The 20,279-nt window shown below is 35.3% G+C and carries 18 protein-coding genes; 8 read left to right on the plus strand and 10 right to left on the minus strand.

Annotated features, from left to right (window positions below):
- Positions 1-104 precede the first annotated feature (104 nt).
- From GYX25_RS01135 to zipA, 4 genes are all read right to left on the minus strand, one after another.
- The gene (locus tag GYX25_RS01135; protein ID WP_091347325.1) at positions 105-293 is read right to left on the minus strand and encodes a 2-hydroxymuconate tautomerase; all 189 of its coding nucleotides are present in this window, start codon (positions 291-293) and stop codon (positions 105-107) included.
- Between the two features lie 9 nt (positions 294-302).
- On the minus strand, positions 303-818 hold the full coding sequence (gene luxS / locus GYX25_RS01140; protein WP_091347324.1) for an S-ribosylhomocysteine lyase: 516 nt from the start codon (positions 816-818) through the stop codon (positions 303-305).
- A gap of 67 nt (positions 819-885) precedes the next feature.
- Positions 886-2,916, minus strand: coding sequence for an NAD-dependent DNA ligase LigA (gene ligA, locus GYX25_RS01145; RefSeq protein ID WP_091347742.1), 2,031 nt, complete (start codon positions 2,914-2,916; stop codon positions 886-888).
- A gap of 226 nt (positions 2,917-3,142) precedes the next feature.
- Complete coding sequence (zipA, locus tag GYX25_RS01150; RefSeq protein ID WP_425337783.1) at positions 3,143-4,042, minus strand: cell division protein ZipA; 900 nt, start codon at positions 4,040-4,042, stop codon at positions 3,143-3,145.
- 399 nt (positions 4,043-4,441) lie between these two features.
- Between zipA and GYX25_RS01155 the strand changes: the two genes are divergently transcribed.
- Together GYX25_RS01155 and GYX25_RS01160 are read left to right on the plus strand one after the other, a co-directional pair.
- Positions 4,442-5,638, plus strand: coding sequence for an efflux RND transporter periplasmic adaptor subunit (locus GYX25_RS01155; RefSeq protein ID WP_091347321.1), 1,197 nt, complete (start codon positions 4,442-4,444; stop codon positions 5,636-5,638).
- Between the two features lie 19 nt (positions 5,639-5,657).
- On the plus strand, positions 5,658-8,867 hold the full coding sequence (locus GYX25_RS01160; protein WP_174786488.1) for an efflux RND transporter permease subunit: 3,210 nt from the start codon (positions 5,658-5,660) through the stop codon (positions 8,865-8,867).
- Positions 8,868-8,994: 127 nt separating this feature from the next.
- On the opposite strand, the gene ruvC is transcribed toward GYX25_RS01160, so the two are convergent.
- Both ruvC and GYX25_RS01170 read right to left on the minus strand, forming a co-directional pair.
- Positions 8,995-9,483, minus strand: coding sequence for a crossover junction endodeoxyribonuclease RuvC (ruvC, locus tag GYX25_RS01165; RefSeq protein ID WP_091347317.1), 489 nt, complete (start codon positions 9,481-9,483; stop codon positions 8,995-8,997).
- Positions 9,483-10,226: a YebC/PmpR family DNA-binding transcriptional regulator gene (locus GYX25_RS01170; protein WP_091347315.1), complete on the minus strand. Its 744-nt coding sequence runs from the start codon at positions 10,224-10,226 to the stop codon at positions 9,483-9,485. Before GYX25_RS01170 ends, ruvC begins: the two co-directional genes overlap by 1 nt.
- 467 nt (positions 10,227-10,693) lie before the next feature.
- Here GYX25_RS01170 and rbsD point away from each other — a divergent pair, with 467 nt between their 5' ends.
- From rbsD to rbsR, 6 genes are read left to right on the plus strand one after another with little or no spacing between them, the layout of a single operon-like run.
- Positions 10,694-11,113, plus strand: coding sequence for a D-ribose pyranase (gene rbsD / locus GYX25_RS01175; protein ID WP_091347313.1), 420 nt, complete (start codon positions 10,694-10,696; stop codon positions 11,111-11,113).
- 33 nt (positions 11,114-11,146) lie between these two features.
- A complete protein-coding gene (rbsA, locus tag GYX25_RS01180; RefSeq protein WP_174786489.1) occupies positions 11,147-12,661 on the plus strand; it encodes a ribose ABC transporter ATP-binding protein RbsA in 1,515 nt (504 codons plus the stop codon).
- Positions 12,648-13,598, plus strand: coding sequence for a ribose ABC transporter permease (rbsC, locus tag GYX25_RS01185; RefSeq protein WP_091347309.1), 951 nt, complete (start codon positions 12,648-12,650; stop codon positions 13,596-13,598). The genes rbsA and rbsC overlap by 14 nt, the downstream gene beginning before the upstream one ends.
- Positions 13,599-13,635: 37 nt before the next feature.
- A complete protein-coding gene (gene rbsB / locus GYX25_RS01190) occupies positions 13,636-14,523 on the plus strand; it encodes a ribose ABC transporter substrate-binding protein RbsB (RefSeq protein WP_091347307.1) in 888 nt (295 codons plus the stop codon).
- A 55-nt stretch (positions 14,524-14,578) separates the two neighbouring features.
- Entirely contained in the window at positions 14,579-15,508 is a 930-nt protein-coding gene (rbsK, locus tag GYX25_RS01195; protein WP_174786490.1) for a ribokinase, read from the plus strand.
- A gap of 15 nt (positions 15,509-15,523) precedes the next feature.
- Positions 15,524-16,516: a ribose operon transcriptional repressor RbsR gene (rbsR, locus tag GYX25_RS01200; RefSeq protein ID WP_091347303.1), complete on the plus strand. Its 993-nt coding sequence runs from the start codon at positions 15,524-15,526 to the stop codon at positions 16,514-16,516.
- Between the two features lie 116 nt (positions 16,517-16,632).
- On the opposite strand, the gene fis is transcribed toward rbsR, so the two are convergent.
- The 4 genes from fis to panF are packed head-to-tail and all read right to left on the minus strand — an operon-like array spanning position 16,633 to position 20,273.
- Positions 16,633-16,929 (minus strand): DNA-binding transcriptional regulator Fis, encoded by a 297-nt coding sequence (gene fis, locus GYX25_RS01205; protein ID WP_034883623.1) that lies wholly within the window; start codon positions 16,927-16,929, stop codon positions 16,633-16,635.
- A 7-nt stretch (positions 16,930-16,936) separates the two neighbouring features.
- The gene (gene dusB, locus GYX25_RS01210) at positions 16,937-17,944 is read right to left on the minus strand and encodes a tRNA dihydrouridine synthase DusB (protein WP_160402579.1); all 1,008 of its coding nucleotides are present in this window, start codon (positions 17,942-17,944) and stop codon (positions 16,937-16,939) included.
- Between the two features lie 36 nt (positions 17,945-17,980).
- Positions 17,981-18,847 carry a 50S ribosomal protein L11 methyltransferase gene (prmA, locus tag GYX25_RS01215; protein WP_160402580.1) on the minus strand — a complete coding sequence of 289 codons (867 nt, stop codon included), beginning with the start codon at positions 18,845-18,847 and terminating at the stop codon, positions 17,981-17,983.
- Positions 18,822-20,273 (minus strand): sodium/pantothenate symporter, encoded by a 1,452-nt coding sequence (panF, locus tag GYX25_RS01220; RefSeq protein ID WP_174786491.1) that lies wholly within the window; start codon positions 20,271-20,273, stop codon positions 18,822-18,824. The genes prmA and panF overlap by 26 nt, the downstream gene beginning before the upstream one ends.
- Between the last annotated feature and the right edge of the window lie 6 nt (positions 20,274-20,279).

Raw genomic sequence — 20,279 nt, forward strand, 5'->3', positions numbered from 1 at the left:
AACCTAAAATCTCAAAATATATTTTATATTTTGAGATTTTTAAGCGTCTTAATATCTAAAAAATGTTTTTAACTTATTTTGCCATTAATTGGGTCATGTTAAAATCAGTCCTTATCACATCGTAGCACGCCACCATTAGCAATCTGATCTTTTGATATTTCATGCATGATGATTTGAACTGCTTCGGGTTTGCAGTTAAGCGTTTCGACAATGGCATTTGTTACACGTTTTGCCATTTCTCTTTTTTGTTCTATAGTGCGACCTTCTAAAAAATCGATGACAACGTTTGGCATAGATATCTCCTAGTGATTAAGTTTAGCAAGCTGTTCATCCGTTAACGCGATTTCATCGTTATGGCATATGCAAATACCACATTTTATAATTTTTTCGGCGATGGTTTTGGCTTCATCTAATGAATGCATTTTATAAGTGCCACATTGATATTCATTTAATTCTGGGATCTGATTTTGCGATTTAACATTTAATACATCATGCATTGATTTTAACCATGCATCAACTATTAATGTTTCGTCTGGCTTGCCAATTAAGCTCATATAAAAGCCTGTACGACATCCCATCGGTGAAATATCTATTATTTCAACTTTATCACTGTTAAGATGGTCGCGCATAAAGCCTGCAAATAAATGTTCTAATGTATGAATCCCTTTTTCAGGTAGATTATCTTTGTTTGGAATAGTAAATCGTAGATCAAATACAGTAATATTATCACCTTTTGGGGTTGCCATTGTTTTTGCAATTCGTACAAAAGGGGCTTTCATCTTGGTGTGATCAACTTTAAAACTATCTAGTAAAGGCATAACTTCCTCCTTGTTTTTTGATACTTTTTTTAATCAATCGATTAACGAGTACCAGTGGGGTTTATTTTTACTGAGCAAGTAAATTTAGCATTTCTTGTTCATCAATAACTTTGATGCCCAGTTCTTGGGCTTTATTTAGTTTCGAACCGGCGGCCTCTCCAGCAATGACTAGATCGGTATTTTTCGATACACTGCCCGTTACTTTGGCGCCAAATTGTTTTAATTTCTTTTTGGCTTCGTCTCGAGTTAAAACTGATAATGTTCCAGTTAATACTATAGTTTTACCAAAAAACGGCGAGTCAGTATTAAGTGGTTGCATTTGCGGATTAACATCTTGCCAGTGAATACCAATTTCATTACTGGTTAATTGTTCAATGACATTGCGATTATGCGGTTCTTGAAAAAAGTCTATAATGCTTTCTGCAATGACAACGCCAATATCGTTTACCATTTGTAGCTGTTCAAGTGATGTGTTTTCAATTGCTGATAAATTGCCAAGTTGGTTAACTAGGTTTTCGGCAGTCACTTCGCCTACATTTGGTATACCGAGTGCAAATATAAATCGGCTTAATGTGGTATTTTTAGATTGCTCTAATGCATTTAATAAATTATTGGCAGATTTTTCACCGATTTTATCTAAACTACATAGCATTGGTAGATTTAGTTTATACAAATCAGCAGGCGTTTTGACATAGTCTTTATCAACGAGTTGCTCAATGACCTTGTCACCCATTCCTTCTACATTCATTGCTTTTCGTGACACAAAATGTTTTAAAGCTTCTTTACGTTGCGCTGGGCAAATTAGACCTCCGGCACAACGTGATATAGCTTGGCCTTCGTCTCTAACTATTAGTGATCCACAAATAGGGCAGTAAGTTGGGAATATGATCTCTTTTGTGTCTTTAGGTCTCTTATCTAATATAACGGCTACAATTTTAGGAATTACATCACCAGCTCGGCGTATTGTTACATAGTCGCCTTCGCGAACACCTAAACGAGCGATTTCATCAATATTATGTAGTGTTGCGTTACTCACAATAACACCAGCGACTGAAACTGGTTCAAGTCTTGCAACTGGTGTAATTGCACCTGTTCGTCCGACTTGAAAGTCTACTTTGTTTAATTGTGTAATTTGTTCTTGAGCAGGGAACTTAAATGCAGTAGCCCATCTTGGTGCCCGAGCAACAAAACCAAGTTCGTTTTGTTGTTCAATGCTATTAACTTTGATGACCACGCCATCAATATCAAAACCTAGCGACATGCGTTGTTCGCCAATTTTATTAAAGTAGGCTAAAGCAGCTTGTGCACCTAGCTGTTTTTGCACTTTATCGCTAACAGGTAAGCCCCAAGCTTTGAATTGCATTAAACGGTCGTAATGGGTATTAGCCAATGTAGCGCCTTCGACAATACCAACCCCATAGCAAAAGAATGTTAATGGTCGTTTAGCTGTAATTTTTGGATCTAACTGTCTTAATGATCCAGCCGCTGCATTACGTGGGTTGGCAAAGATTTTTTCGTTATGCTTTTGGGCGTCGGCATTAAGTTTTTCGAAGCCTTTATGCGTTATAAATACTTCACCGCGGACTTCTAGCCGAGTTGGAATGTTGTCTCCCCTTAGAGTGAGCGGAATTGTTTTGATGGTTCTTACATTTGCTGTTATATCTTCTCCTGTTGTTCCATCACCTCGGGTTGCAGCCTGTATAAAGTGTCCATTTTCGTAAAGTAGGCTAACAGCAAGTCCATCAAGTTTGAGCTCACAACAATATTCAACTTTCTCAGTATCACTTAAATGAAGACGATCTTTAATTCGTTTGTTAAATGCAATAAAACTAGCTTCATCAAAAACATTATCAAGTGATAACATAGGTATTTTATGTTTGATTGATGCAAATTGTGCTAATGGGACTCCACCAACTCGCTGGGTGGGGGAGTCGGGTGTAATAAGATCTGGGTATTGTTGCTCTAATGTTTGAAGTTGTTTTATTAATTTATCATATTCAGCATCGGGAATTTCTGGCGTATCGAGTACATAATAGCAGTATTCATGATGCCTAATTAGGTTCCGTAGTGAAATCAATTGTTTTGCTATATCTTTAATCGATTCAGATAAATTTGTTGAGTTTTCGGCTTTATTAGATAGTGACATAATAATAGGCTCTTAAATTAAAACGTAGGGTTTGGGGAAATCATTACAATTGCATTAATTTAACTGTGAATAATGCATAGCCAAATTAAGTCATTTAAATAAATACGTTTAATATTTATTTGTAGTCACCAACCTAGATTGGTGACGTTTTGTTAAAGATTTGCTGAAAATATTGTGGCTAAATTTCGTTACAGGCCTTTTTTATTCGATCTTTATAGCTGTCAATCTTTTGTGGCGTTAGCATGTGATGTTCATCATCTAATACCACACCGTTTACATCATCTGCTATGCGTTGCGCTGTCTGTAACATTAATTTAAAGTTTTGTTGGTTGTTGCCTTCTGTCGGTGCAACCATGAAAATAGATACTCCAGGGGTGGTAAACTCATGCATTGTTTCAGGATCCAAATAGCCTGGTGTGACCATATTGGCTAAACTAAATAATATTGGACCATTACCAGCAGGATCTACATGGCGGTGGAAAATTCGCATATCGCCAAACTGAAAACCTGATTGCATAATACTAGCGAGTAATACATCACCTTGTAGTAATTTTCCGTTAAGACCAGTGACATTTAACACGATAATTTCGGTTTTGGATTGTTCTTCGTTAATGTTTAATGTTTTTTGTTTATTGTCATTAGTATTAACTTGTTTTTCTTTTGTAATTTGCGCTGGCTCAAGTTCCTTTTCGTCTTCAAAAAGATCACGATTAATGTTAATAACAGGTTCTTGCACTTTGTCTGCATGAGACTCTTGTTGATCGTCGTTATCAACAAATAAATCTTTTTGTTCAGGTTTATTATCTTGTTTTTCTATCGCTTCATCTATAACTACATTACTTTCAACAGTCTCATTATTTTTTGTTGTTTTAGGTTTGAGTAAAATGACATCATCATCTTCAATTTCAGTCATAGATAAGTTTTGATGTTTTTGAGTTTTTTGTCCAAATTCTCCTTTTTTATTTGAACTAAAAAGCGAAGAACGTTCTTTTCTATTGATCCAAAATCCGTGGATAAGCAATGCAATAATGACCAAGGATGCAACAACAATTAGAACAATACGTAAATTATCCATAATAACCATCTCTGTATTAAATTAAATATAGACTCAAATTATTTAATCATATTTTAAAAAAAAATGATTACGGAGCACTGCAATGTAAATTTTTACTTTAATCTTAGCAATTTTCATTAAAGCAACCGTATCTTATATTCGTAGTATAACATTTTCTTTAAGATACTTTATAGCACAAAAAATTAGTTAGTCTATATTACTTTATTTATAGCAATAATCATAATTATCAATATATTTTTTTAATATGATGACTCACTTAGTTATTTTTTAGAACTCTGTGCTATTAAGAGATAAAGCTACTTACAATCTATACATATTTTTTGTAAAATTACCGATCACTTTTGAATAAGAATTATTATTAAAAAATAAAATAATTATTAAGTTTACTGAGGTCATTTTTATATGAGATTTAACAAGCTATTATTAGCCTTGCCAGTGGCGTGCGTCGGTCTGCTTTTATTAACAAGTTGTGATAATGGTAAATCACAAAACGGTAATAATCAATTACCGAAAGTAACTGTGTTTAAGGTTGAACCGTTAAACTATACTCTAAAAATTAGTTTGCCGGGTAGGGTTGTTGCATCTCAAATTGCTGAAATTAGACCTCAAGTCGGCGGTATTGTTTTAAAGCGTGAGTTTGACGAAAGTTCAAATGTTAAGGCAGGACAGTCACTTTATCAAATCGATCCAGCTATTTATCAAGCTAATTATGATAGTGCTGTTGCTAGTGTTGCTAGTGCCAAAGCAAATGCGAATATTGCACAGCTTACACTAAAACGTTATGCTGGGTTACTAAATACCAAATCAATCAGTCAACAAGATTACGATAAAGCAGCAGCCGATGCTAAACAGGCAGAAGCCGCTGTATTAGTTGCACAAGCTGCTGAGCATACAGCTAAAGTTAATTTAGAGTATACGAAAGTGTATTCACCAATTGATGGATATATAGGTAAATCAAGCGTAACTGAAGGTGCATTAGTCGCAGCTGGTCAGTCAACACCGCTTGCATTAGTTCAACAGCTAGATCCGATTTATGTCGATATGACAGAAGCGGCTACTCGTTATAATAAGTATCTTCAAGATGAAAATGTTATTTATGAGCCAGCAAAAGGAAATAATGTAGAATTATTTTTTAACGATGGTTCAAAATATGCTCTATCAGGTAATATTAAATTTTCAGATATGACTGTAAACGAAACTACAGGTACAGTGACATTACGCTCTCAATTTGCCAACAATGAAAACAAAATTTTACCAGGTATGTTTGTTAAACCGCAAGTGACATTAGGTTATATTAAAAATGCTATACTTGTTCCACAACAAGGTATTACCAGTAATAAACAAGGTCAGTACACTGCAAAAATTTTGAAATCCGACAATACAATTGAATATCGACAAGATATTCAAGTTTATACTGGTATCGGTGGTTATTGGGTTGTGACAAAAGGTATTGATGTTGGTGAACAAGTCATCGTGACAGGCTTACTTAATTTGACGGGTGTTGAAATGGGGAAAACCATGAAAGGTGAAATGGTTGGCGATCCGACAACGCTTACTCAAGGACAGTTAGATAGTATCATCCAAAAAAGCATGAAATAAAACAGGGGTAGATTGAATTATGGCTAAGTTTTTTATTGATAGACCTGTTTTTGCATGGGTGATTGCTATCATGATGATGCTAGGCGGTGCTTTATGTATAAAGCTGTTAGCCGTTGAACAGTATCCTGATATTGCACCACCAGCCGTGACAGTGAGTGCAACCTATCCTGGTGCTGATGCGCAGACTATCGAAAACACTGTTACTCAGTTGATTGAGCAGAATTTAACTGGGTTAGATAATCTCATTTATATGAAATCAACCAGTAGTGCACAAGGTGTTGTTCAAACAACGTTAACCTTTGCGCCTGGGACTAATCCCGATTTTGCTCAGGTGCAAGTGTTAAATAAAGTTGAAAGTATTAAATCCCGTCTGCCTGAAAGTGTGCAAAAAAATGGAGTATCAGTAGCTAAAAACAATACTAACTTTTTAAAAGTTGTTGGTTTTTACTCAACGAACCCAGAAAAAACACAGTCAGATATTGCTGACTTTGTTTATTCTACTGTGCAAGATCAAATTAGAAGAGTGCAAGGTGTTGGTGATACACAGTTATTTGGTTCTGAATATGCAATGCGTATCTGGCTTGATCCAAATAAATTGACTTATTACAATTTATCCATTGAGGAAATTATAACTGCTATCCAAGCGCAAAATGCGCAAGTAACGGCAGGACAATTAGGCGCCTTACCATCAACCGAAGGGCAAGAACTTAATGCAACAATTACCGCGCAATCGCGTTTAAAAACGCCTGAACAATTCCAAAATATTCTTGTTCGAGTTAATACTAATGGTTCTAATATCTTATTAAAAGATATAGCTACAGTTGAAATTGGTGCATCTGATTACAACTTTATTTCTCGTTATAACGGTAATGCATCAGCTGGTCTTGGGATATATTTGGCAACAGGTGCTAACCAATTAGATACATCTGATAAGGTTGATAAAAAATTAGAAGAGTTATCTAAAATCTTCCCTGAAGATATCAAATATGCTTTTCCATATGATACAACTCCATTTGTTAAATTATCAATTAGTAATGTAATTCACACGTTAATTGAAGCAATTGTTTTGGTTGTTATTGTAATGTATGTGTTTTTACAAAACCTACGTTCTACACTTATTCCGACTATTACTGTACCTGTAGTATTGTTAGGTACATTTGCGATTCTTTATATTTGTGGATTTACTATTAATACCTTATCTATGTTTGCGATGGTACTCGCTATTGGATTGTTGGTGGATGATGCCATTGTTGTTATCGAAAACGTTGAGCGGATTATGCATGATGAAGGGTTATCACCTTATGATGCAACTGTTAAGTCGATGGAGCAAATCACTTCAGCATTAATAGGTATTGCGGTTGTATTATCTGCTGTATTTGTGCCGATGGCATTTTATGGTGGGGCAGCAGGTGGAATATATCGTCAGTTCTCGATTACCATCGTAACAGCGATGGGATTATCAGTATTGATGGCTATTATATTGACACCAGCACTTTGTGTGCAGATTTTGAAAGCACCATCTAAAAGTAAAATTAGAAAAACTTCATTGGGAGAAAAATTAGAATCAGTACCACCGTTTACTTGGTGCTCAAAAGGAACTCAGTTTTTCTTTAAATGGTTTAATAATTTTTATGACAAAAGTTTACGCTCTTATGAAAAAGGAGTTATTAAGGTTATTCGTAATCCAATAATTGCTTTTGGTTGCTATGCTTTGATATTTGTTGGATTATTATTTGGATTTAACCGTTTACCTACAGGTTTTTTACCAGACGAAGATCAGGGGGTTCTTTTTGTTATAGTTGAATTACCTCCAGGTTCGACATTAGAACAAACGATGTCAGTATTAAATAAGGCATCTGATTTTTATACCCAAAAAAAGGCAGATTCTGTTGATGAAATTTTTACTGTTGCAGGTTTTAGCCCGGTGGGACGTGGGCAAAATATGGGGATGGGTTTTGTTCGATTAAAAAATTGGGAACAACGTAAACGAACTGATCAAAAAATTGATGCTTTGGTTAAAAGTGGTAGAGAACTTACTTCTAGTACAACTGAAGGACGGGTAATTGTTGCCAATTTACCTGCCGTACCTGCATTAGGTATGGCCAATGGCTTTTCATATGTACTGAAAGATACTGCTGGTTATGGGCATGATGCGTTGGTCGGTGCATTTTTCCAAATGTTGGGGCAAGCTTCTGCTCATCCAGAACTACAACAAGTGAGACCAGGGAGTATGCTTGACATTCCACAGTACAAAATTAATGTTGATTTTGAAGCTGCACAAGCATTGGGTGTTTCGGTCAATTCAGTCAATACGGTATTGTCGACAGCGTTAGGTTCTGCTTATATTGATGACTTTGTTTACAATAATCGAGTTAAAAAAGTGTACCTACAATCTGATGCTCCATATCGTATGTTACCTGACGATTTTGGTTATTGGCATGTTAAAAATAGAAACGGTGAAATGGTACCATATGATGCATTTGCTACAACGACAAAAACTTATGGTTCACCATCACTCGTTCGTTATGACGGTGTATCAGCAATGGAAATAAGTGGTTCGCCAGCTCCTGGAATGAGTTCTGGACAAGCAATGGCTGTAATGGAAGATCTATCAAAAAATTTGCCTAAGGGTTTTACCTTTGATTGGACTTCTATTTCTTATCAAGAACGCCAAACAGGCTCACAAACTACAACGCTTTACTTTATTTCAATTATCGTTGTGTTTTTATCATTAGCGGCATTATACGAAAGTTGGACAGTTCCTATTTCGATTTTATTTATTATTCCACTTGGTATTTTAGGCACAGTTTATGCAACTATGTTTAGAGGTCTTGATAATGATATTTACTTTATCGTAGGGCTATTAACGACAATGGGTCTATCTGCAAAAAATGCTATCTTAATTGTTGAATTTGCTAAAGATGCTATCGAAAAAGAAGGAAAATCATTAATTGATGCAACGCTTGAAGCTTGTCGCTTGCGTCTACGTCCAATATTAATGACATCATTTGCCTTTATTCTTGGTGTATATCCGTTAGCCTCTAGTAGTGGTGCTGGGTCTGCTGGTCAAAATGCAGTAGGTACAGGTGTAATTGGTGGCATGTTAGCCGCAACATTTTTAACCATATTTTATGTTCCACTGTTCTTTTTGTTTGTAACAAAACTATTTACTAAACATAGAAATAAAGTCGTATTATTAACTAACCGTTCGAAAGTGAAGTCTGAATAGTTGGTTTTATATGCATGAGTTAGATTGTATGGCTTGTGCTGAAAATTAAGATATTAAGAAACAAAATGCGCCAATTTAATGGCGCATTTTTATTTATAGATATTTGTTAAAAATTAATATTAAGTTTTTACTTACGAGACTTTATTAGTTGTTGGCTAGTGTGAGCGTGGGTAATTGCTATAGCTAATGCGTCAGCAGCATCAGCTTGAGGGCTAGCTGGTAATTTTAATAGTAATTTGACCATATGTTGCACTTGAGTTTTATCGGCAGCGCCAGTTCCCACGACAGATTGCTTAACTAAGCGAGCGGCATATTCAAACACAGGTAGATTATTATTTACTGCTGCGACGATGGCTGCGCCTCTTGCCTGACCTAACTTTAATGCAGAGTCGGCATTACGTGCCATAAAAACTTGCTCGATTGCAAACATATCAGGTTGAAATTGTAAAATAATTTCACTGACACCAGCATATACACGTTTTAATCGGGTCGGTAAATCATCAATAGCAGTTCGAATACAGCCACTGCCAAGGTAAGTGAGTTGACGTCCCGTTTGTTGGATTACGCCGTAACCAGTCAAACGAGAGCCAGGATCGATGCCAAGAATAATGGCCATTAGAGTGTTGCTGCCACCTCGTCTGAAACTTCACCATTATGATAAACTTCTTGAACATCATCACAATCTTCAAGCATATCAATTAAACGTAATAGCTTTGGTGCAGATTCAATATCAAGATCCACTTTTGTTGATGGAATCATAGATACTTCAGCCGCTTCGGCAACTAAACCTGCTGCATCAAGTGCATCTTTAACTTCACCAAAAGTTTCAGGCGTAGTAAATACATCAATAGCACCATCATCATAAGTCACAACATCATCGGCACCTGCTTCAAGTGCTGCATCCATGACATTATCTTCATCTGTGCCAACAGGGTATGAAATCACCCCTTTTTTAGTGAATAAATATGAAACTGAACCATCAGTACCTAAGTTACCACCTGATTTAGTAAAGGCGTGTCTCACTTCTGATACAGTACGGTTTCGGTTATCACTTAAACATTCAACCATGACAGCTGTACCTGCGGGACCATAGCCTTCATAAATAATTGTTTCCATATTGCTATCATCTTCACCGCCAACGCCACGTGCAACGGCTCGATTCATGGTATCACGAGTCATATTATTCGATAATGCTTTATCCATTGCAGCACGTAGTCGTGGATTTGACGCTGGATCGCCACCACCAAGTTTTGCTGCAGTTACCAACTCACGAATAATTTTGGTAAAGATTTTTCCGCGTTTTGCATCTTGTGCTGCTTTGCGGTGTTTGGTATTGGCCCATTTACTATGACCTGCCATAAAATTCTCCAGATAATAATTTAAAAATCACCATATTTTAGCAAATATTTACCTAAAATTCATCATCAATATACTGATAAGTTTTTACGTTCTGTAAAATTATTATTTAATAACAATGAGTCTATTTTTAATTATATTTAGGAGTTACTCGCGTTGTTTACAGTAATTAGATAAGCTACTGTATTAAATATAAATAAAAAAATTAATATAATCAGCCAAATAGTTAGCATTCAACAGATAAAACGTCTTATGAGTTTTTATAAGGTTATTTTAACTATGAGATGAAAACAACTCGGATTTCTCTACATATTATAAATTTTCAAAAGTGTATGCTTAGCTGAATCATTTCACATTGATCAAGATCACAAGTTTAATTTTTATATATTGCAACCATGACCTATCCGGTAGATGATAAGTATCGAAACGTTTCGATATTGGTTATTATTCAACTATCCAAGGATTATGTTATGTATAAAGGTCAATTGTTTAATTCTGAAATTATTCAGGTCCTATCCAAAATGGGGCATACAGATCAAATTGCGATAGGTGACGCTGGCCTACCCATTGCAAGCGATACTCCACGAATCGATTTAGCAGTGACTTACGGTGTACCATCATTTATTCAAGTTTTCCAAACAGTGTCAAAAGATATGCAGATTGAAAAAGTGATATTAGCTGAAGAAATTATTAAACGAAATTGTGAAATGCATAAGCTAATACTAGAACAAATTAAGAAACTTGAACAGGTCCAAAATAGCAGTATAGAAACTATTTATGTCAGTCATGAAAAACTAAAACTTCAAACTCGTCACTGTAAAGCTGTTATTAGAACTGGTGAATGTTCACCATTTGCTAATGTAATTTTACAGTCTGGTGTTATTTTTTAAACCTCAGTTATAAAGCTAAATAATGAGTGATTTATGAACGATAATCTTTTACAGCTTATAAATATTCACAAATCCTTTCCAGGTGTAAAAGCACTTGCCGGAGTTAATTTAACTGTACGCGCAGGCCAAGTTATGGCTTTGATTGGTGAAAATGGTGCAGGTAAATCAACTTTGATGAAAGTTTTAACTGGGATTTACCAAAAAGATGAGGGAGATATTATTTATTTAGGTAATAAAGTGAACTTTCATGGACCTAAATCTTCACAAGAAGCTGGGATAGGTATAGTTCATCAGGAATTAAATTTAATTCCACAACTCAGTATTGCTGAAAATATATTTTTAGGGCGTGAATTTACCAATAAATTCGGTTGTATAGATTGGAGAAAAACATACGCTCAAGCCGATAAGTTACTCGCCGAACTTCATCTAAATTATGACAGTCGTCGTTTAGTTAGTGACTTATCTATTGGTGAGCAGCAAATGGTTGAAATAGCTAAAGTTCTTAGTTTTAATTCTAAAGTAATTATTATGGATGAACCTACTGATGCGCTTACAGATACTGAAACAGTTTCTCTTTTTGAAGTAATAAAAAAACTTAAAAAACAAAATTGTGGTGTGGTTTATATATCGCATCGATTAAAAGAAATTTTCGAAATTTGTGATGAAGTAACTGTATTACGTGATGGGCAATTTGTTGGCGAAAAAAAGATTGATCAATTAAATGAAGATACGTTAATTGAAATGATGGTTGGTCGAAAGCTTCAAGAACAATATCCAAGAATTAATGTACCTCGAGGTAACATTGCATTAGAAGTTAAAAATTTAAATGGTGTAGGGGTGAATGATATTAGTTTTAGTCTTCATGAAGGTGAAATACTTGGTATTTCAGGTTTAATGGGGGCAGGGCGAACGGAATTAATGAAAATGATTTATGGTGCTAACCCTGCTAAGTCAGGTGAAATCATTGTAAATAATAAATCAGTTAAAATCAGTTCACCGCGTGACGGTTTAACAAATGGTATTGTTTATATTTCTGAAGATCGTAAAAAAGATGGACTAATTTTAGGCATGTCAGTGAAAGATAATATGTCACTTAATGCTCTAAATTATTTTGCCAGCAAATTTAAGAAATTACGTTTAACTGAAGAACAAGAAGTAGTTAAAGACTTTGTAGGATTATTTAATATTAAAACACCGTCAATTAATCAAACAATTGGATTCTTATCTGGTGGTAATCAACAAAAAGTTGCTATTGCCAAAGGTTTAATGACTCGCCCAAGCATATTAATTCTAGATGAACCGACACGAGGGGTAGACGTTGGAGCTAAAAAAGAGATTTATCAACTTATTAATCAATTTAAAGAGCAAGGTTTAAGTGTCATTTTAGTTTCATCAGATATGCCAGAAATACTGGGTATGAGTGATCGTATTTTAGTTATCCACGAGGGAAGAGTGACAGGACACTTTTTAAGTTGTGAGGCAACACAAGAAAAAATTATGGCAGCAGCCGTTGGAAAAACACAGGAGAGCGCTGATGTTGCAAAATAAAACATTTAAGAACATATTAATTGAACAAAAGTCCTTAATCACTTTACTGGTTTTAATTGCTATTGTTTCTTGTTTAAGTGATAACTTTTTTACGTTAAATAATTTTTTCAATATATTACAGCAAACTTCAATTAATGCGGTTATTGCTGTTGGGATGACTCTAGTCATTTTAACTTCTGGAATTGATCTAAGTGTAGGATCAATATTTGCTTTAACAGGTGCAATTACTGCTTCTATGATTGGTGCAGATATTTCCCCTTTTGTTGCTATTTTTGTCTCTTTAACTTTAGGTTGGTTATTGGGTGCTTTTTCGGGGCTTATTATAGCTAAAGGGAAACTTCAAGCTTTTATTGCCACCTTAGTTATGATGCTTATTCTACGGGGTGTAACACAGGTTTACACTAAAGGTAGTCCTATTTCTACCGGTAGTAATGATAATTCTGAATTATTTGAATGGGTTGCATTTGGTCGAGTGCTAGGCATTCCTGTGCCAATATTAATTATGACTCTTGTTTTTATCTTTGCATGGTACTTATTAAAATATACTCGCTTGGGTCGCTATATCTATGCACTTGGTGGAAATGAGGCTGCAACTCGTCTTTCAGGAATTAATGTTGATCGGGTAAAAATTATTGTTTATGCCATTAGTGGCTTACTTTGTGCTCTTGCGAGTACTATTGAAGTGGCACGATTATCTTCAGCACAACCTACAGCGGGTACAGGTTATGAAATGGATGCAATAGCTGCTGTTGTTCTTGGTGGTACTAGTATGTCTGGGGGACGAGGAAAGATTATAGGAACATTGGTAGGTGCTTTAATTTTAGGCTTTTTAAATAATGGATTAAATATGTTGGGTGTGGATGCTTATTACCAAATGATTGTAAAAGGTGTTGTTATCTTATTAGCAGTTTTAGTCGATAAAAAGACCAATAAATAGTTGCCTTATAAGAGGTGTCTTATTCTAGGAGAAAGTTATGAAATTCAGAAAAATTTTTACAGCCATTGTTGCCATTACATTAAATTTTTCTTTTGCCTCTCAAGCGTTAGCAAAAGAAAACATAGCTTTAGTTGTTTCAACCCTTAATAATCCTTTTTTTGTTAATTTAAAAGAAGGTGCAGTAAATAAAGCTAAGGAGCTTGGTTATGAATTAGTGATATTAGATTCACAAAATAATCCCGCTAAGGAACTTGCAAATGTTGAAGATACTATTGTCAAAGGGACTAAAGTAATTCTTATTAATCCTACTGATTCAGAGGCTGTTGGTAATGCAGTACTTGCTGCAAATAAAGCGGGCATTCCTGTTATAACACTTGATCGTGCTTCCGTTAAGGGAGAGGTTATTAGCCATATTGCATCGGATAATGTTGCAGGAGGTAAAATGGCTGGTGATTTTATTTTTCAAAAATTAGGTGCTAGTGCAAAAGTGATTCAATTACAAGGTATAGTTGGTACTTCCGCTTCTCGTGAACGTGGTGAGGGCTTTACCAACTCAATGAAAGATAACCAATTTACTATTTTAACAGCACAACCAGCTGATTTTGATCGTGCCAAAGGTATGAATGTTATGCAAAATTTATTAACTGCTTATCCTTTAGTGCAAGCGGTATTTGCAGAGAATGATGAAATGGCATTAGGGGCTGTACGTGCAATTCAAACTGCTGGACGAAATGATATTTTAGTGGTTGGCTTTGATGGTACTGAGGATGGTATTAAATCTGTTGAACGTGGAAAAATGGCAGCAACGGTAGCTCAACAACCAGAAAAAATAGGCTCAATAGGTATTGAAATTGCAGATAAAGTTATAAAAGGTGAAAAAGTTGATACAAAAATCCCTGTAGAATTAAAACTTATCACTAAATAAACCCCTTTAGGACGCATTCTAGCGTCCTATTGCTATGTGATTATGGAGTAGTTATATGAATTTAAATAAATTAATTGTTATTGGTAGCGTAAATATTGATCATATCTTAAATGTAAATGAATTTCCTAAACCAGGCGAAACATTAAAAGGTTCAAACTATAAAATTTCATATGGAGGTAAAGGTGCTAATCAAGCTGTTGCTGCTGGGCGTTTAGGTGCTAACGTTCAATTTATTGCCGCAGTGGGAGATGATGATTTGGGTAAGAAATTTAAGCAACAATTAGAAAGCGATCATATAGATACCCATACTGTTGCTGTAGTTGAAAGCAAAAATACCGGTGTTGCATTGATTCTAGTCAATAAACAAGGAGAGAATCAAATTGCTATCCATGAAGGAGCAAATTCAGCCGTTACACCTGAATATGTAGGTCAATTTGAAGATGATATAATAAAAGCAAATGCGGTATTAATGCAACTTGAAACACCATTACAAACTATAGAGCATGTAGCAAAATTAGCTAAACAAAATAATACCAAAGTAATTTTAAATCCAGCACCTGCACAAAGTTTATCAGATGATTTACTTAAACACATTGATATCATTACACCAAATGAGACAGAAGCTGAGTATTTAACAGGTATAAAAATTGTTACAGAACAAGATGCACAAAAAGCATCAGCATTTTTACATAATAAGGGTATTAACACCGTTATTATTACACTTGGTAGTAAAGGCGCTTGGGTAAGTTATTGTGGTAAGGGTGAAATCGTGTCAGGATTTCGTGTTAGAGCTGTTGATACTATTGGTGCCGGTGATACCTTTAATGGTATGTTAGTAACTGCCTTATTAGAGGGAAAAGTACTCAATCAAGCTGTTAGATATGCTCATGCCGCTGCGGCACTATCGGTGACTAAAGCGGGAGCACAGACATCAGTGCCAACGCGTAATGAGGTGGAAGATTTCATTAAATTACAAGGTTTATAAAAGAGCAATAAAAACTTGGTTACAATAAAAGATGTCGCAAAATCTGCGAATGTATCAACTTCAACTGTTTCTCATGTTATCAATAATGATCGTTATGTTAGCCCTGCTATACGTGAAAAAGTTGAGTTGGTCATCAAACAGCTGAATTATACCCCTTCAGCTATTGCTCGCAGTTTAAAAAGCAATAAAACTTATACCATTGGTATGTTGGTGACAGCAAGCAATAATCCTTTTTTCTCAGAAGTAGTGCAAGGTGTTGAGCGTAGCTGTTATGAGCTTGGTTATAATTTGATTTTATGTAGTACCGAAGGTGATCATCAGCGCATGCTTGATAATATTGAACATTTACTGCAAAAGCGTGTTGATGGTTTACTGGCTATGTGCACTGAAACTTATTCAATTCCAAAGCAGATATTTGCTCGATATCCCAAGCTTCCTATAGTGATGATGGATTGGAAACCATTCGATGGTATGTGTGATATTATTCAAGATAACTCTTTTTTTGGTGCCATGATTGCTACACAATATCTGATTAAGCAAAACTACAAACAGATAGCTTGCATCACTGGTCCTTTAAATAATACTCAAGCTCAATCTCGCCTACAAGGATATCGCCAGGCTATGCAAGATGCTAATTTAGAAATTTTAAGAAAGTATGAAGCGCAAGGTGACTTTCAATTTGCATCAGGAATTGTTGCTATGCAAAATTTATTAGAACTATCTATTCCCCCCCAGGCTGTGTTTTGTTCTAATGATGCTATGGCTATTGGTGCTTATCAAGCACTTTATCAAAATGGTCTTGAAGCAGGAAAAGATATTGCAATTATTGGTTATGATGATATTGAAATTGCACAATATATGACGCCACCTTTAACTACCATCCATCAACCAAAAGAAGAATTAGGGCAATTGGCTGTTGAAACATTATTAAATCGATTTCATAACCCTACAGATTCACTCCATACATTAACTTTAACACCTACATTAATTAAACGTTTGTCTGCTTAGTAAACATTATAAAAGTAGATCATTGAATGAATTTTGTAATTGTTTTCTAAAATAGAAAAAAAGCACCTTATATTAAGGTGCCTTTTTATATTATGAATATGTTAAATAATAGATGATTAACTCATTCCGTATTGTTTTAATTTTTTGCGAAGTGTACCGCGGTTGATACCAAGCATATTTGCTGCTCGAGTTTGATTGCCACGTGTATATTGCATAACCATATCAAGGAATGGATGTTCAACTTCAGCTAACACTAATTCATAAAGATCTGTAGGATCTTCACCATTTAATTGAGATAAATAGTTTTTTAAAGCTTGCTTTACGGAATCTCGTAATGGCTTTTGTGTTATTTGGTCCTGAGAATTTACAGTTGTAAATTTAAGTGCTGCAGCTGTAACGCGTTGTTCTGACATAGTATTCTTAACTCTTTGGGTTGTTTCTAATTTGACTAAAAAATGCTTTTAGAGTGTTTACTTGCTCACTTGTATTGCTAAGTACACTAAATAAGCGCCTGAATTGATCGCTGTCAGCATAATTCTTGGTATACCAATTTACATGCTTTCTGGCAATCCTTAATCCTTTGTATTCTCCATAAAATTGATAAAGTTCATCAAGATGTGACAATACAACTTGTTCTACTTCATCAATACTTTTATTTTTCTGTAACTGTCCATGTGCTAAATAGAATGCAATTTCTTCAAATATCCAAGGTCGCCCCTGTGCCGCTCGGCCGATCATTATAGCATCAGCTTGCGTATATTGAAAAACATCTTTTGCCTGTTCAGGTGTACAAATATCCCCATTGGCAATTACAGGAATTGTAACTTTTTCTTTAACTGCCTTAATAGAATCATATTCTGCCACACCATTGAATAAGCAAGCACGTGTTCTTCCATGAATAGTAATTGCCTTTATGCCACAGTCCTGTGCAATTTGTGCGATTTCTATGCAATTTCTATGATCTTTATTCCATCCAGTCCGCGTTTTTAATGTTACCGGAACATCAACTGCACCGACAACTTTCTGCAAAATTTTTTTAATAAGTTCTGGATACTGCATTAAAGCAGATCCTGCCAATTTTTTATTGACCTTTTTAGCTGGGCACCCCATATTGATATCAATCAATTGGGCGCCATGTTTAACGTTAAATTCTGCAGCTCTAGCCATTTCGTCGGGATCAGAACCAACAATTTGTACTGCACGAACACCAATATCCTCGCTTGCAATCATCCGCAGAGCTGATTTATCGGTATGCCAAACATCCGAATTTGCTAAAAACATTTCTGAAACTGTCATACCAGCACCAAACTGATAGCACAAATTACGAAATGGTTTATCGCTGATTCCAGCCATTGGTGCAGCAATTAAATTATTTTTTAATTTAATCTCACCAATGCTAAGCAAATTAAGGCCGGCTATATTACGCATTTTTTCTCTAACTTAAAAGGGGGTAACGTTATTTTTTTAATTTTTTTTACCAGTGATGCGGCACCACTCTTCCTGTTCAACAACAGGATCTAATGTAAAATGAGGTTGATAAGCCATGCAAACACTCGGTGATTGAGTCGCTAAAATACCCGATAAGCCTAGCTTACCTTGTGGTTTTATTAATTTACTTATATGTGGTTCAAGCTCTTTTAACGGACCGGCTAAAATATTGGCAACGAGGATATCTGCTTGTAAATTATCAGGGATATCTTTTGATAAATAAAGTTCTAACCTTTCGCTGACATCATTACGCTGCGCATTGTCACGGCTAGCTTGAATAGCTTGAGGATCGATATCGATACCAATTACTCGCTTTGCACCTAATTTAAGTGCTGCAATTGCTAAAATACCAGACCCACAACCGTAATCAATTACTAATTTATCTTTCAGATCTAAGCTATCCAACCAAGTTAAGCATAATGCCGTTGTGGGATGAGTGCCCGTACCAAAAGCTAAACCAGGATCTAACATAACATTAACTGCGTTTGTATCGGGTACATCACGCCAACTTGGACAAATCCAAAGTCGCTTACCAAATTGCATAGGATGAAAGTTATCCATCCATTCACGTTCCCAGTCTTTATCTTCTAGTTGTTCAATCTTATAAGAATATTGAGCAAGATTTAGTATAGATTTTAATTCATTGATATCTGTTTGAGCATCATATAGGCCAATAACATCGGTATTACCCCAAAGTTTAGTTTCACCGGGTAATGGTTCAAATACAGGAGTATCATAAGTATCTTGAAATGTGACAGATACTGCGCCTGATTCTTCTAATTGCTCGCTAATTTGTTCGGCAATATCACTAGTTGTATTAATTTTGAGTTGAATCCAAGGCATAATTTTTCCTTTTATTGCCAAACATATTGGCTATAATAAAAACAATAAATCCAATAGTTAAAGATGGTATTATTGGGTGGAGAGATAATAGTTTAATATCATAACTTGCTAATAATGTATAACTCACAGCGCCAGTTAACATTGAGCAAAGCGCCCCTGTAGCGTTAGCGTTTTTCCAATATAACCCAAGCACTAACGGCCATAGAAAAACAGCTTCAAGCCCTCCAAAAGCAAGTAAATTTAACCAAATAATCATGTCAGGAGGAGTCCATGCAGCTAAAATAAGCAATCCACCAAAAATATAAGTGATAGTGATTGATATATGAGTGAGAAATTTATCGCTAAAATTAACATGAGGTTTGATGTTTAAAAATAGATCTTTAATAAGAACTGATGATACTTGTAATAACTGAGCATTAATAGTGGACATGATCGCAGCAAGAGGTGCCGCCAAAAAGATACCTGCTGCAAAAGGAGGTAATACATTTATGATCAATGTCGGCACTATTTGATCTGGAATTGTTAAATCACTAATAATAGCTCGGCCTAAAGCGCCAGATAAATGCATGGTTAGCATAATCACAGAAACAACAATAGTACCAATAATAATTCCTTGATGCACGGCTTTGCTATCTTTATAGGCCATACAACGCACTGCTGTATGAGGTAAACCAACCACACCAAAACAAACCAATATCCAAAATGATGCCATAAACGGCAAGTCCATGAAATTATTGGGCCCTTGTGGTGTTAAAAGTGCAGGATCAATTTCCATTAATCGATCAACTATTGTCGTAATTCCACCGCCTGCATAGATAATCGCACCAAGTAATAATATTGCGCCAATAATCATTACTAAACCTTGAAATGCATCATTCAAAATGCTGGCTCTAAAACCGCCAAATGCGGTATAAACAACAGTACCAATACCAAATATTAATAGCCCAGTATGATAAGGAATACCTACTGATGATTGTAGTAATCGAGCCCCGCCGACAAATTGTACTGTCATAGCACCAATAAATGCAACGACAAGAGCAATACTTGCAAACCAAACAATGGTCCTACTTTTATAGTGTGCATAAAGCATATCACTTAGTGTTATTGCATTATATTTTCGCGCTAAAATGGCGAATTTTTTACCTAAAATACCAAGTGAAAGTAATACGGTTGGAACCTGAATCATTGATAAAAGTACCCAACCAAGACCATATTTATATGCTGCTCCAGGACCGCCAATAAATGAACTTGCACTAATATATGTTGCAGCAAGTGTCATCGCAAGTAGAAAGCCACCCATTGTGCGATTACCAATAAAATAGTCAGTAAATTGATTAACTTTTTTTCGTTTTACATAAGCATAAATTGATAACGCGAAAACAAAAATAAGATAGATGACAAGTGGTAAAATAATATCAAAATGCATTGTTTA

It is taken from the genome of Gilliamella sp. ESL0254, from assembly GCF_013344985.1.
Lineage (GTDB): Bacteria > Pseudomonadota > Gammaproteobacteria > Enterobacterales > Orbaceae > Gilliamella > Gilliamella bombicola.

Coding starts and splice junctions, on each gene's coding strand:
- GYX25_RS01135 (WP_091347325.1), bottom strand. CDS start 293: ATGCCAAACGTTGTCATCGATTTTTTAGAAGGTCGCACTATAGAACAA.
- luxS (WP_091347324.1), bottom strand. CDS start 818: ATGCCTTTACTAGATAGTTTTAAAGTTGATCACACCAAGATGAAAGCC.
- GYX25_RS01155 (WP_091347321.1), top strand. CDS start 4,442: ATGAGATTTAACAAGCTATTATTAGCCTTGCCAGTGGCGTGCGTCGGT.
- GYX25_RS01160 (WP_174786488.1), top strand. CDS start 5,658: ATGGCTAAGTTTTTTATTGATAGACCTGTTTTTGCATGGGTGATTGCT.
- ruvC (WP_091347317.1), bottom strand. CDS start 9,483: ATGGCCATTATTCTTGGCATCGATCCTGGCTCTCGTTTGACTGGTTAC.
- GYX25_RS01170 (WP_091347315.1), bottom strand. CDS start 10,226: ATGGCAGGTCATAGTAAATGGGCCAATACCAAACACCGCAAAGCAGCA.
- rbsD (WP_091347313.1), top strand. CDS start 10,694: ATGTATAAAGGTCAATTGTTTAATTCTGAAATTATTCAGGTCCTATCC.
- rbsA (WP_174786489.1), top strand. CDS start 11,147: ATGAACGATAATCTTTTACAGCTTATAAATATTCACAAATCCTTTCCA.
- rbsC (WP_091347309.1), top strand. CDS start 12,648: ATGTTGCAAAATAAAACATTTAAGAACATATTAATTGAACAAAAGTCC.
- rbsB (WP_091347307.1), top strand. CDS start 13,636: ATGAAATTCAGAAAAATTTTTACAGCCATTGTTGCCATTACATTAAAT.
- rbsK (WP_174786490.1), top strand. CDS start 14,579: ATGAATTTAAATAAATTAATTGTTATTGGTAGCGTAAATATTGATCAT.
- fis (WP_034883623.1), bottom strand. CDS start 16,929: ATGTCAGAACAACGCGTTACAGCTGCAGCACTTAAATTTACAACTGTA.
- dusB (WP_160402579.1), bottom strand. CDS start 17,944: ATGCGTAATATAGCCGGCCTTAATTTGCTTAGCATTGGTGAGATTAAA.
- prmA (WP_160402580.1), bottom strand. CDS start 18,847: ATGCCTTGGATTCAACTCAAAATTAATACAACTAGTGATATTGCCGAA.
- panF (WP_174786491.1), bottom strand. CDS start 20,273: ATGCATTTTGATATTATTTTACCACTTGTCATCTATCTTATTTTTGTT.